The organism is Pseudomonas sp. SIMBA_068 (genome assembly GCF_046534705.1).
GTDB classification, from domain to species: Bacteria; Pseudomonadota; Gammaproteobacteria; order Pseudomonadales; family Pseudomonadaceae; genus Aquipseudomonas; species Aquipseudomonas putida.
In genome coordinates, this window is record NZ_JAWRYI010000760.1 from 1 (window position 1) to 263 (window position 263).

At 63.1% G+C, this 263-nt stretch carries 1 pseudogene; it reads left to right on the forward strand.

The annotated features are described in order from the left end of the window. Positions 1-263 (forward strand): annotated as a pseudogene (locus SB756_RS31325) (alanine--glyoxylate aminotransferase family protein); the annotation flags it as partial.

Genomic DNA, 263 nt, shown 5'->3' on the forward strand with positions numbered 1-263 from the left:
GGTGCGCGCCATGTTGACCGGTAAAGGTTTCAAGAGCGTGGCCGCAGCCGGCTTCCAGGCCCCAGGCGTCGTGGTCAGCTACACCGATGATGCCGACATCAAGAGCGGCAAGAAATTTGCCGCTCACGGCCTGCAGATAGCCGCCGGCGTGCCGCTGCAATGCGACGAGCCGGCCGACTTCCAGACCTTCCGCATCGGCCTGTTCGGGCTCGAAAAACTGCACAATATCGAGCGCACGGTCAGCACCCTTGAGCAGGCACTGG